8 protein-coding genes are annotated in these 13,592 nt (G+C 34.1%); 7 read left to right on the top strand and 1 reads right to left on the bottom strand.

Going from position 1 to position 13,592, the window contains the following annotated elements; genetic code table 11:
* Positions 1-69 precede the first annotated feature (69 nt).
* The 7 genes from I573_RS03040 to I573_RS03010 all read left to right on the top strand — a co-directional run bounded on the left by I573_RS03040 (position 70) and on the right by I573_RS03010 (position 12,202).
* On the top strand, positions 70-945 hold the full coding sequence (locus I573_RS03040) for a YitT family protein (protein WP_016185109.1): 876 nt from the start codon (positions 70-72) through the stop codon (positions 943-945).
* Between the two features lie 128 nt (positions 946-1,073).
* Positions 1,074-2,966, top strand: a complete 1,893-nt coding sequence (locus I573_RS03035) for an acyltransferase family protein (RefSeq protein WP_211213393.1) — start codon at positions 1,074-1,076, stop codon at positions 2,964-2,966.
* A gap of 69 nt (positions 2,967-3,035) precedes the next feature.
* Complete coding sequence (gene pepV / locus I573_RS03030) at positions 3,036-4,445, top strand: dipeptidase PepV (protein WP_016185107.1); 1,410 nt, start codon at positions 3,036-3,038, stop codon at positions 4,443-4,445.
* A gap of 505 nt (positions 4,446-4,950) precedes the next feature.
* The gene (locus I573_RS03025; protein ID WP_016185106.1) at positions 4,951-6,408 is read left to right on the top strand and encodes an ATP-binding protein; all 1,458 of its coding nucleotides are present in this window, start codon (positions 4,951-4,953) and stop codon (positions 6,406-6,408) included.
* 1 nt (position 6,409) lies between these two features.
* Positions 6,410-9,100, top strand: a complete 2,691-nt coding sequence (locus I573_RS03020; protein WP_016185105.1) for a Z1 domain-containing protein — start codon at positions 6,410-6,412, stop codon at positions 9,098-9,100.
* 2 nt (positions 9,101-9,102) lie between these two features.
* Positions 9,103-10,095: a PD-(D/E)XK motif protein gene (locus I573_RS03015; protein ID WP_016185104.1), complete on the top strand. Its 993-nt coding sequence runs from the start codon at positions 9,103-9,105 to the stop codon at positions 10,093-10,095.
* Positions 10,085-12,202, top strand: coding sequence for an AIPR family protein (locus I573_RS03010; protein ID WP_016185103.1), 2,118 nt, complete (start codon positions 10,085-10,087; stop codon positions 12,200-12,202). The genes I573_RS03015 and I573_RS03010 overlap by 11 nt, the downstream gene beginning before the upstream one ends.
* Positions 12,203-12,253: 51 nt before the next feature.
* Here the strand turns inward: I573_RS03010 and dcm are convergent, their stop codons facing one another.
* Positions 12,254-13,558, bottom strand: coding sequence for a DNA (cytosine-5-)-methyltransferase (dcm, locus tag I573_RS03005; protein ID WP_016185102.1), 1,305 nt, complete (start codon positions 13,556-13,558; stop codon positions 12,254-12,256).
* Positions 13,559-13,592: the final 34 nt, after the last annotated feature.

The raw sequence follows: 13,592 nt of genomic DNA, 5'->3' as shown, positions 1-13,592 counted from the left end.
ACTCGCTTTTTTTTTATAAAAATTCACGTATAATAAGAGGCGTAAAGAATATAGAAGAGAGGCGACCTCATGAGTCGAGTGTTCAAAGTTTTTCCTCATCCTGATTATGCGACAAAGTTTTCATTTGCAATGGTATATGCCATCTTAGCTTCAGTCGCAGTGCAATTATTTTATAGTCCGGGCAATATTTATTCAAGTGGGATCACCGGGATCGCCCAAATTTTTTCAACCTTATCTGAGCGATTGTTCGGATTGTATATTCCGGTGTCGATGATGTTATTATTTTTAAACTTACCCTTATTTATTCTAGGGTGGCGTAAGATCGGTCATAAGTTTACGATTTTTACTGGAATCACTGTCGTATTGACTTCGGTGACGATGCAGTTGATCCCAATCGAAAAAATCTCAGATGATCCGATCATTTGTGCAATCTTCGGAGGCGCCACAATGGGAGCTGGAATTGGATACGCCTTAAAAAATGGATTATCTTCTGGTGGATTGGATTTTGTTAGTATTGCGATTCGTAAAAAAACGGGTAAGAGTATCGGTTCGATCTCTATTTTGTTCAATTTTGTCATTTTGATTGCTGCAGGGATTTTATTTGGTTGGCAAGCAGCGTTATATAGCGCCTTGGCGATTTTTGTGTGTGGAAAAGTAACCGATGCGGTCTTTACACAGCAAAAGAAAATGCAGGTGATTATTATTACGCGTCATCCAGATGATGTGATCAATCAAATCCAAGATGAAATCAGACGAGGAATCACGATCATCAATGAAGCAGAAGGAGCGTATCGTCATGATCGCCAAACAGTCTTGATTACGGTCGTGACACGTTTTGAACTTCCTTCATTACGTCAAGCAATGAAAAAGGCAGACCCGAAAGCATTTGTCAGTATCGCCGATAACGTCCAGATTTTAGGTCGTTTTTATGAAGATGATTTTTAAAAAGAGATAATCTATCTCTTTTTTTTGATGAAGAAAAAGTAAAATCCTATGTTCAATCATGCTTTTTTTTAGACTTTATGGCATGATGGAAACAAAGTGAATAGAATAGAAAATAGAAAAGGATTTGGATTATGGCGGAGAAAAAAAGGAAAAAAAGTCGCTATATCTCTGGAATCGATGGTATCCGTAGTATTGCGGTTTTAGGTGTGATTTTTTATCATTTGATGCCTAAAGCGATGAAAGGCGGCTACCTGGGTGTGCCGATCTTTTTTGTGATCTCAGGGTATTTGATTACAGATTTAATGCGACAAGAATGGCAACAAAATAATAAAATCGATATCAAAGGATTTTATGTCAGACGAATGAAGCGCCTTTACCCGGCACTTGTGGCGCTACTGATCAGTGCTTCTTTTTATATCACCGTCTTTCAGCGTAATTTACTAAATAACTTACGTGGTGTAGTTTGGAGCAGTTTGCTGTATGTCAATAACTGGTGGCAAATCGACCATGGAGCTTCTTATTTTGATCGTTTTTCAAATGAGTCCCCATTTACACATCTTTGGTCATTAGCAGTAGAAGGACAAAATTATTTGATTTGGCCCTTTGTCTTTGTATTATTGGTCCGTTTTGTGAAAAAGAAAAGTACGATATTTTATGTACTGACAGCTCTTACAGTCATTTCAGCGATTTTGATGGCTGTCTTATATCATCCAGGACAAGATCCAACACGTGTATATTATGGAACTGATACGCGGATCTTCTCGTTGTGGATGGGGAGCGCTTTTGCCTTCATTTGGCCTTCTTTCCATTTGAAAGAGCAAATTCCAAAACAAGCTAAAAAAGTATTGAATGGTATTGGGGCCATCGCACTCGTAGGCTTGCTACTCTTTTTGATCTTTTTATCCGATCAAAACAATTTTGTTTATTACGGTGGCATGTACATCGTAAGTATTTTGGCGACATTATTGATTGCAGTTACGGTACATCCAGGTGCAAGTTGGAATCGTTGGTTGACCAATCCAATATTTAATTATATCGGGAAGCGAAGCTATGGGATTTACCTCTATCAATTTCCGGTGATGATCTTTTACGAAGCGAAAGTTCGTAACTTAGCGAATCATGTATGGCTCCATACCTTGATCGAGTTTATCTTGATCATTGGATTAAGTGAATTGTCTTATCGGTTTATTGAAAATCCATTGCGTAAATACAACTACCGTCATGTACTAAAAACGATCAAGTCTTGGTTTACGCGTCCATTGGTCAGCAAACAAAAACCATGGCAGCTACCAGCGATGTTGATTACACTCGTTGCGTTGTTTGGAATCATTACGGCACCAAGCAATCAGATCGATGCGGAACAACAAGCCTTCCAAGATCAAATCAAAGAAAATCAAAAAATCGTCGAAAAAACAAAAAATGAAGCAACGACGGATTCGACAGCTACAACGGATACAACTACAACCGTGGATGAGTCAGCGGAAGTCTTTAGTAACAATGTCGAAGATATTATGAAAAAATACGATCTATCGAAAAAACAAGTCGAAGCGGCGCAAGAAAAAGAATTTACGCTATTTGGTGATTCAGTGGCATTAGGTACAGCGGCCAATATCAATGAAGTATTTCCTAAAGCGGTAGTCGATGCTGTAGTAGGACGTCAATTTTATGAAAGTGTCCCGCTACTAAAACAACTTGATGCACAAGGCAACTTAAAAGATACTGTCGTGATCGCGCTTGGTACGAATGGTTCATTTACTTCTGCGCAATTTGATGAAGTGATGGATTACTTAAAAGGACGTACAGTTTACTTTATTAACGTCCGCGTTCCAACACAACGTTGGCAAAATGATGTCAATGCGATGTTAGCTGATAAAGCTAAAGACAACAAAAAAATCAAGGTGCTCGATTGGTATGATCTAAGTAATGATCATGAAGATTGGTTTAGACCTGATCGTGTCCATCCAACTCTGACCGGTCGAATCGAATATACACACCTTTTAGCAGAAGCACTGACAAAATAAATAAAAGTATTTTATTTAAAAAAACAAAAGTGATATGATAAGCAAGAAGACTGAAATGGAGGTTTTTTCATGACAATTGATTGGAAAAAAGAAGTGGAACAACGCCAAGATGCGTTATTAGAAGACTTAAAAGAATTATTATGTGTCAAAAGTGAACGTGAAGACGATAAAGTAACGCCCGATGCACCATTTGGACCTGGTCCACGTGACGGATTATTAAAAATGTTGAGTTTTGGTGAACGTGATGGCTTTACAGTCAAAAACGTCGACAATTATGCTGGGCATATCGAATTTGGTGAAGGCGATGAAACATTAGGGATCTTTGGCCACATGGACGTCGTACCGGCTGGCGATGGCTGGGATACAGATCCATATGAACCTGTTATTAAAGATGGTAAGATTTACGCACGTGGTTCGTCAGATGATAAAGGCCCAAGTATGGCGGCTTATTATGCGATGAAGATCATCAAAGAATTAAACTTACCACTATCAAAAAAAATCCGCTTTGTAGTGGGTTCTGATGAAGAAAGTGGTTGGGGAGATATGGATTATTACTTCGAACATGAAGCACGTCCAGATTTTGGTTTTTCTCCAGATGCCGAATTTCCGATCATCAATGGTGAAAAAGGAAATATCTCATTACTTGTTCATACACCAGTAAGCAATGAAGGGGAGTATCAATTGATCGACTTCAAGAGTGGTTTGCGTCCAAATATGGTTCCAGGAACTGCCACAGCGGTCATCGAAGTACCTCAAGATCAAGTAGACACAATCAAAACAGCTCTAGAAGCATTTGTGGAAGCAAATCCAGTTACCGCAAGTATTACAGAAGCGGCGAACCAGTTAACGATTGAATTAGTTGGAAAAGGGGCTCACGGTGCCCATCCTTCTGCTGGAATCAATGCAGGAACATACTTAGCCTTATTCTTAAACGAATATGACTTTAAAGCGGGTGCAAAAAACTTCTTGCAAGTCGCTGCGGAATACTTACATCTAGATCTTGAAGGTGAAAAACTACAAATCGCCTACAATGATGAAAAAATGGGTGAGCTTACGATGAATGCGAGCTTATTCTCATTTGAAAAAGATCAAAAAGAGGCAACCGTAAACTTAAATATCCGTTATCCTCAAGGAACGACTGAAGTTGAGCTAAAACAAGGTTTAGCTGATTCAATCGGTCAATTCGATGTGACAGTTACAGAAGAACCACATCATATGACACCACACTATGTACCAGTGGAAGATCCATTAGTGGCAACATTACTTGCTGTATATGAAGATCACACAGGTGAAAAAGGATATGAACAAATCATCGGTGGTGGAACGTATGGCCGTCTATTAGAACGTGGTGTCGCTTATGGCGCAATGTTCCCAGGATATACAGATACGATGCACCAAGCCAATGAATTTATGGAATTAGATGATCTATTCCGCTCAGCAGTTATTTTTGCAGACGCGATCTATCGTTTAGCGAAATAAAAAATTATCAGAAACGTTGTTAAATAACGTTTCTGATTTTTTTTTACCCAAATAGTAGATATATAACAGATAAAATAAGAGTGAAAAATTACTTGCGGTGAAAAATTCCTTGCATAATAATGACTAAGACGAGTTCATTCTCCAATAAGAGGATGGCTCTTTTAATTTTTTCGCTAATTAATGGAGTCGAATCAACTTAAACCTAGCTATGATGCAAACAGTTATTCTAAATATGATAAAATAAAGAGAGATGTGCATTAATAGAAAAATTTGTTACCTATTTTTGGGAGTGATTTCACTAGGAATTAACAAATATAAATATTAAGGGATAGTAAATTTTTTTCGGTCTAATCTTTTTACTTGTGAATACTTCATCTAAAGATAGTATTTTGAATTACAATTTACAGTAAGAATATTACTGAATAAGTTTTCCTAGTTGATAAAAAATCTAACTCTAGTATTTATATTGAAATTAGAATGATAAGTTTAAAAAAGGAGAATAATTGTGAGTAAAGAGTTAGTGACACTAGAACCATATGCTTCTAGTTTAATTGAAAGTATGCGTTCTATTGGTTATTCTTTTGAAACTGCTATTGCAGATATTATAGATAACTCAATTAGCGCTAAGGCAACTGAAATTAACATATATCAACGTGTAAAAAATGGTTTACCATCTATTCAAATAATTGATGATGGGTCGGGAATGAGTCGTTCAGAGTTATTGGATGCACTACGTTTAGGTAGTAAAAATCCTACTGAATATAGAGAAAAAGATGATTTAGGAAGATTTGGATTAGGTCTAAAATCTGCAAGTTTTTCTCAATGCCGTATTCTAACTGTTGTATCAAAAATGAATAATGAAATTCACGGTTTTCAATGGGATTTGGACATTGTAGCTAAAACCAATGGATTTGTAGTTAGAGAATTAGATGAAATTGAAATTTCTTCTTTTTCAAATCTATCTTATTTGAATGAACGTGAGTGTGGAACCATTGTACAATGGGAAAATTTTGACCGTATTAATGATTCGACTCATGATTTACAAGATGAACTTGCAGATTTAATGATCATCGCAATTGAACATATTTCGTTAATTTTCCACCGTTTTTTGAATAATAAGTTAACTATTCAAGTTAATAATGAAAAAGTTATACCAAAAGATCCGTTTTTAAAAAATAATGGAGGGACCCAAGAACGTCCAATTGAGAAAATCAAAATTGAAGGTGAAACGATTACATTGCGTCCTTATGTGTTACCGCATTTGAGCAAGTTAAGCGCCGCAGATAAACGTTTAGCTAGTAAAGCAAATGAGTATTACAAGTCTCAAGGATTTTATTTGTATAGAAATGAACGCCTCATCGTTTGGGGAAGTTATTTAGGAGTTTCTAGAAAAACTGAGCTAGGAAAAAATCTTCGAATTCAAGTAGATATTCCTAATAGTTTAGATTATCTCTGGGAAATCGATGTTAAAAAAAGTAGGGCTAACGTGCCGAGTATCATCAAAAAAAATTTATCAAAGGCTATTGTGGATGGTGAAAATGTTTCTAGACGTGTATATACTTTTAGAGGAAACAAGGAAGTAACGGACATAGAATCAATGTGGAGTTTTTTTAGTGATCGAGATAATAAATTCCATTTTGAGGTAAATACTGAAAATCCATTATATAAACAGCTAGCATATACTATGAATGATGACGAATATCGTTTATTCCAAATGTACCTAAAAACATTATCGGAAAATTTACCTGTACAAAAAATTTATGCAGAAGTTGCTGATGGTAAAGGAAATATAGGTACTCAAGACGAAAATCTCATAGACGATTTGAAAGCAATAGTTGAACAGACCAATGTAATATCATCTGTGGATATAAAAGAAATTTTGAAATCGTTACTATCGACAGAACCTTATAAATCAAGTAATGAAGCAGTGGATTATATTAATAGAAAGTTAGGAGAATTGTAGTATGACTAACGGAGAAAGATTTTCAAGTATGTTAATGAGTACCATCAGCACTGTTCAAACTGAACCAGAATTGATTGATTTGGCAGAAGACTTAAGGGTTAGTCCGATATTTAAAGATTTGACCGACGATGAATTTGATGAAGCAGTTAATTTAGCTTTAGAAACTATTAAAGTATCATTTGGAGAAAGTTTTTCTATCGAAGCCAATGAAAAGCATAAATCATGGTTCGATAATTACTATAAAGATTTGGGTGTAACTCGTTGGGATCGTTATGATGATTACTTAAAGAACCAAAAGAATTTTGAACCAAAAGTTAGGCAGGCAATGAAAGAAAACTTATTCAAAATTACGGATTTGCTTGGAAATCCAAATGGAGATAATTTTAAACGTAAAGGTTTAGTAGTTGGAGATGTACAATCCGGTAAAACAGCAAATTATGTTGGGTTAATGAACCTAGCAACTGATGCAAAATATAAACTAATTATTGTTTTAACAGGGACTACGAATACTTTGCGTGAACAAACTCAAATTCGTATTGATGAAGGTTTAGGTAGGGGGACTAATGGTAAGGGGGTCAAAGCAATTCGAAATGCGCAATATAAAGATTTTAGAGATCCAGTATATTTAACTAGTCCGGACGATGATTTTAAAGCATCTTCGAGAAAGAATTTTGGTTTATCATTGGAATCAACTAATACACCGATAATTATTGTAACAAAGAAAAATGTATCCTCTTTAAAAAATATTTACAATTGGTTAGAGGAATATAGTAAAAAGCAAAATAATACCCAAATCGATTCCTCTGTATTATTAATTGATGATGAAGCCGACTTTGCTAGTGTGAATACCAAAAAAGAGGACGATAACCCAACAGCAATCAATTCAAGCATTAGAGAAATTCTCGAGTTATTTACAAAAAGTAGTTATATTGGTTTTACAGCCACGCCTTATGCAAATATCTTTATTGATCCAAAATCAGAAGACGACATGTTTGGCCAAGACTTGTTCCCTAAAGATTATATCTATATTCTTGGAGAATCGAGTGAGTATGTAGGTGTTCAAAGTATTTTTTCAGACGATGAAGAGGTTGCGATTAACAAAAAAATGTTAATACCGCTCAGCAAGGAAGAAGTTAGTACATATCTGCCATTGAAGCATAAAAAACACGATATGTTTACAACTTTAGCTCCAAGTATGATTGATGCTATAAACTTATTTTTGATATCGAATGTTATTAGAGACTTTAAGGAACAAACAACATCACATCGGTCCATGCTATTTAACGTAAGTCGCTTTACCGATATGCACCAACATATAAAAGTTGTTGTAAATGAGTATCTAGAAAAAGTAAAGCGTGATGTTCGATTATACGGCAAGTTGGATTCGGACGAAGCACTCACACATAATTCAATAATTTCATTAAAATCAAGCTATGAAAAGTATTATAATGATTTGGATACCCAGTATACCTTTGATGAAATACTTTGTAATATGAATGATTCTATATATCGTATCCATACAGCTATTGTTAATAAAGATAGTAAAGAAGTCGATTATTTATTGAATGAGGATGAAGGAGAACGGGTCATCGTTATTGGAGGTTTTGCGCTCTCTCGTGGTCTAACTCTAGAAGGACTAACAATTAGCTATTATTGGCGTAACTCAGTGATGTATGATTCACTTCTACAAATGGGACGTTGGTTTGGTTACAGAAATGGGTATAAAGATTTATGCAAAATTTTTATGGAGAGAGATGTCATTAGCGATTTTAAATTTATTGCTATGGCAACGCAAGAACTTAAAGAAGATTTAGAAATTAATTCTAAAAGAGGATTAACACCATTGCAATTTGGGATTAAAGTTAGAAGCGGACAAGTAGGATTAATTATTACAGCTAGAAATAAAATGAGAAACGGCGAAAAAATTACAGCACGTGTCAATTATAGTAAAGCTATCATAGAAACACTGACATTTTCGGTTTTAGATAGTGAGCATAATCAGAAGAATAAAAAAATAATTCAAAACTTTGTTGAAGAACATAAATCCAAAATAACAACTTCATTAGATTCGAGTAAACGCCGTGCCAATAAAGTTAAAGGAATACCTGATGTGCCAAAATATGAAATCATAAAGTTGATAGAAAATTATATTGTTGAACCAGGTTCCAAGTTTGATCCTAACTTAATCCGAAATTGGCTTTTAGAAAATAATGATGCACAATTGGATAAATGGGATGTAGTTTTCCCTACAGGAGAACTTGAAGAAACTGGAACTAATTTCGACTATGGTAATGGTATTATTGGAAATTCTTCGTTACGTAAGGTATATGTCTTTAAAGAAGATGGGGTTGTGAAAAGAGATAGGTCACGTTTAGGTTCCCCGAATGATGGGCGTTTTGGTCTATCGAGTTCAGAAATTGAATTAGTGAAGAGTTGGCATACTTCTAAAAAAACAATTCCTCAAATAGAATATTTTGATGAAAGATTAGAAAGAAAGCCATTATTAGCTGTGTATAGTGTTAAACCATATACGGAAGAAGATTCCTCATTAAAAGAGCAAATTAATAGAATAACTGAACCAATTTCCTTGTTATCTATCGGAATTCCAGATTTAGGTGGTAAAAGTAAGTATGTTAATTATACTGTTAATAAAATTTACCAAGATAAAGAAACTGAAAAGGAGGAAGAATAATTATGACTGTGGATAGAATCACACGAATAAGAGGCGCTTTTGAACGTCAATTCAAAAATAGTTCAGACTTATCAAATTCCTTTGTTAAACAAATTATTGGAGACAATGTAATTGTGGAAATCGGTACTTTTGAAGGGAAATACGCAATCGCAGTTGAAGGGGATTTTAAACAATTAGATTTGACAAGTACAAGTTTAATAGATGTTCAACCAATATCTGATAGTTTACATCAAGGAATCGTATTTACTCTATTGGATGAAGAATTATTAGATATTTATATTCAATTTGCTTATGATTTAGAACTTCTTGTAAAAAAAGATAAGAGTGTTCAAGTCGGTGAAGTCTACAATCGTTATATTTTTTGGCAAAAAATGTTTAAAAAGGTAAATCAAAACATTTCAGAATCAATCGTCAAAGGTCTAGCAAATGAACTGAATCTCTTACTGAAATATTTTATTCCAACATATGGTGTTACTCCATCAATAAAAGCGTGGATTGGTGCTGAAAATGCTCATAAGGATTTTGCGTTTACAGATGGAAAGTGGTTTGAAGCAAAAGCGATTAATGTTGGAAAAAATACAGTTGATATCTCGTCACTTGAACAACTTGAATCTGAATCGATAGGTTATCTTACAGTAAGCGAACTAGAAAAAACATCTCCAGAAAATGAGGAAGGTATGAATTTGATTAATCTTATTAATTTGGTGAAGGATCAAATCGAAAACGAAATGATTTTAGGAGAATTTTACAATAAGATTGTACAACTTGGATTTGATATGACTATTACTATAAAGCCTGAACATAAAGCAAATACATATCGATATATTTTAAACGATGCTAATTTTTATAAAGTGGATGATTTATTTCCTAGACTCAAGAAAACAGATTTTTCAAATGCTATTGCTTCAATAAAATATAGTTTGTTATTAGCAGAATTGGAAGAATTTAAAATCGATTATAAAGATATAGAGGAAGGTAAATATAGTGGAACTTAATGAGTATATTGCTACGTTTACTAGCGGAGTTTTGACTGACGCTGAAACTTATCAGATAACGGTTAAAGAAGCATTTTTAACAAATTTGGGGGAAAAATTAGTTGAATCAGAAGTTATTTCGAGTTATGAAGTTGGCTATTTTAGAAAGTTAGCAGGACGTCGTGGCCGAAAAATCGAATTTGATGGTTATTCATACGAAGATGCAGATGGAACGTTCAATCTATTCGTAGTAGATGATATCGATGAACCAGAACTTGCGTTGACTGATTCACTCTTAGATTCATTAATCAAATCAGTAGAAGAATTGGTTTATAGTGGTATTGAAATGAGATTTATTGACTGGGAAGAAAGTAGTCCCGGTTATATGGCAGCGAGCGAAATTTATCGATTATATCAAAATCGTAGTAATAAAGAAATTGATATTGATTTAAAAAAAATTCGTATTTATATTTTCACCAATAAACAAATTAGTTCGCGATTCAAAAATAAAAAACGTGATACAATCTATGAAATTCCAGTGGAGTTTTCTGTTTATGATGCGACTCGTCTATTCGAAATGGCTAAATCGGGTTTTGAAAAAGAGCCAGTTGATATTTATCTCGATGATTATAATATTGAAGGCATCTATGCAATTAAGAGCACTGAAAAGAATGGTGAATTTGAAAGTTACTTAGCAACTATTCCTGGGCAAGTTTTGGCAGATATTTATCTTGAACATGGTACACAAGTTCTTGAAGGAAATGTTCGTGCTTTCCTAAGCGTTCGTGGGAAGATAAATAAAGGAATTCGTAGAACTATTTTAGAAGAACCAGAAAAATTCTTTATCTTAAACAATGGTATTACAGTGACAAGTGAAAGTATTGGATATCAGCAAACGGAAAAAGGATTGTTAATCACACATATTGGTGATATGCAGATTGTTAATGGCGGGCAAACAACCGCTTCATTAGCAAATGCTTTAATCAAAGATAAAGCTGACTTATCAAAAGTTCAAGTTATGATGAAATTATCTGTTTTAGAAACACATGATGTTTCTGTGAAGCTAGTACCAGAGATTTCTCGTGCATCAAACTCTCAAAATAAAGTTGATGAAGCTGATTTCTTCTCAAATCACCCGTATCATGTTAAATTCCAAGAGCTCTCACAAAAAAATTTAGCACCAGCAGTTGATGGTAATCAATATCAGACAGAGTGGTTCTATGAACGTGCACGTGGTCAATATACTGTTGAGCAAATGAAATTGACACAAGCGCAAACCAAAGCTTGGCAGTTGAAGCATCCGAAAAATCAAGTACTGCGTAAAACAGATTTAGCGAAATATATTATGACCTATGATGGTTATCCTCAAGAGACAAGCAGAGGAGCCCAAGCAGTTATGAAAAAATTCTCAAATATCATTCAGGGATCAAATGGGGATGATGGTGTTTGGGCAAAAAATTCATCGTCAATCAATAGTGGATATTTCAAAGATACTATTGCCAAAGCAATTATCTTTAAAGAAACTGAAAAATTAGTTTCAGGACTTGATTGGTATAAAGAAATTAAGGCATATCGGGCTAATATCGTAGCATACAGCATTGCTATATTGGCACATTACGCGACCAAACAGAAAAAATCAATCGACCTAACGAAAATATGGAATACACAACATATGTATGAAGCTTTACGTTACCAGTGCGAAATCACTTCAAAAGAGATTTATGAATTTTTAACAAGTGATGATCGTTTGACTTTAAATGTTACGGAATGGGCAAAAAAAAATGAGTGTTGGGAAAGGGCAAAGAAATTAGATTTGACAATTGCTCCCGGATTTGAGAGTACCTTAGTCACCATTAAGAAAGAAAAACGTTCGGAAGTCAAGGAAGAAACAGTCGATTCTATGACTTTTGTTGTAAACAAGCCTGCGTATGTATGGGAAGAGATGAAAGTGTGGGGGAAAAAATATTTATATTTGAATCCAACAGATGAGAGATTTCTTGACTTAGCTATCAAAGTCCACATGGAAGGAAAGATTCCATCGGACAAACAGTTTGCTAGAATTATAAAAATATATAATTCTATGGTATCAAAAGGTTTTATAGATAAGACTGATTTAAAATCAGAATAGAAAAGCGTCTGCCATCTGAATTTATTTTCAGTGGTAGACGCTTTTTAATTTTTAGGAAAATTTTGTAGAGAATATAACATTTTCTGCTGGATTAATTACAGTATTATTTAATTCAATAAGTTCATTGAAAATTTCTTGTAGTATATTCACAACAATACTATTACCAGATAGCTTAAGTAATTTTGAGTGACTTAAAAATTTTTTATTTTCACTGACTACTAAGTTATTATCAACTAACATTTGAAAATCTTCTTCATCAAATCCCATTAACAAAAAAGTTTCACGTGGAGTTAGATTGCGATAGGGTGACTTTTGTTTATCTAAATTTAAATCGTGGATTATAATTCCAGCATTCGGATTTCGATCTTGTTTAGTAGTTATGGTTTTTGCTAATTTATCCATACATTTTTGGCCATTTGCTAATACTCGAGAATTGGCAAATATTTTTTTTCTAGATTCAGTAAAATTAGGAGTACTTTCTATTGCCTCTTTGCGATATTGTTCATTTAAATAATTTAAACGTAAAAAATGATCAATCCGAGGCTTTTTGAGTTCAACATGTAAGAGATGAGTTTTTGATGAAGGGACTTGAGAAAAATAATTATTGATATGAGCTACTTTTTCAGGCTTTAAATCTTCAACAAGAATGCTAATCATAAAAGTTCGAACTCTTGATTGAGGAATCCCAAAATTACTTGCATCTATATCATAATAAAAACTAACATATCCCATTTTTTTGAGTTCTTCAATCCAGAGATTGAAATTTTCAGAATGTAGAGGACCATGAATTGCAGAAACGTTTTCCATTAGTAAGAAGCGAGGTTTGTTTTTCTGTATCTGTTTATATTCCTTAAGTATACGTTCGATTTCCCAAAGTAACCCAGAACGATTTCCTGCGCCTTTTTCAATACCACTGAAATTTCCATGCCAATAACTACTAATTGATAAATCTTGACAAGGAAAACTGTATGTAAGCAAATCAGCATCGGGTAGATCTTTGGCATGAACACTCGTTATGTCAACGAGATTTTTATTCGCTTCTATGCTATGTAGGATTGCTTTCAACTGTTGGATAGACATTTGTTTTAATCCCGTTTGAGTCATAGGCTTTTTACCGTCAGAACTTAAATTAAAATTAGATAATATATCGACTAAATCATTTTTTTTAAAATTTTTATATTTGTCTAAGTCTTGTTTTCCGTGGTGAATCAAATCATAAGCATAGCTAGCACCGATTTCCCACTCTACAGTTTTTACTATATCGTAGTCAAAATTAGGATTGTTTTTCTTGATTCGTTCTAGCGCTTTAGCTTGTGCGCCGATTCCACTGAAAGTTTCTATAACCTTAAAAGTCAAGTGAATCCCTCCAATATGAATATAATAGCAGGTT

The organism is Enterococcus sulfureus ATCC 49903, assembly GCF_000407605.1.
Classification (GTDB): Bacteria; Bacillota; Bacilli; order Lactobacillales; family Enterococcaceae; genus Enterococcus_G; species Enterococcus_G sulfureus.
This window is presented reverse-complemented; position numbering and strand designations above follow the sequence as displayed.

Bases quoted from the DNA above. Each gene is read 5' to 3' on its own strand.
- I573_RS03040 (WP_016185109.1), top strand. From the start codon at position 70: ATGAGTCGAGTGTTCAAAGTTTTTCCTCATCCTGATTATGCGACAAAG.
- pepV (WP_016185107.1), top strand. From the start codon at position 3,036: ATGACAATTGATTGGAAAAAAGAAGTGGAACAACGCCAAGATGCGTTA.
- I573_RS03020 (WP_016185105.1), top strand. From the start codon at position 6,410: ATGACTAACGGAGAAAGATTTTCAAGTATGTTAATGAGTACCATCAGC.
- I573_RS03015 (WP_016185104.1), top strand. From the start codon at position 9,103: ATGACTGTGGATAGAATCACACGAATAAGAGGCGCTTTTGAACGTCAA.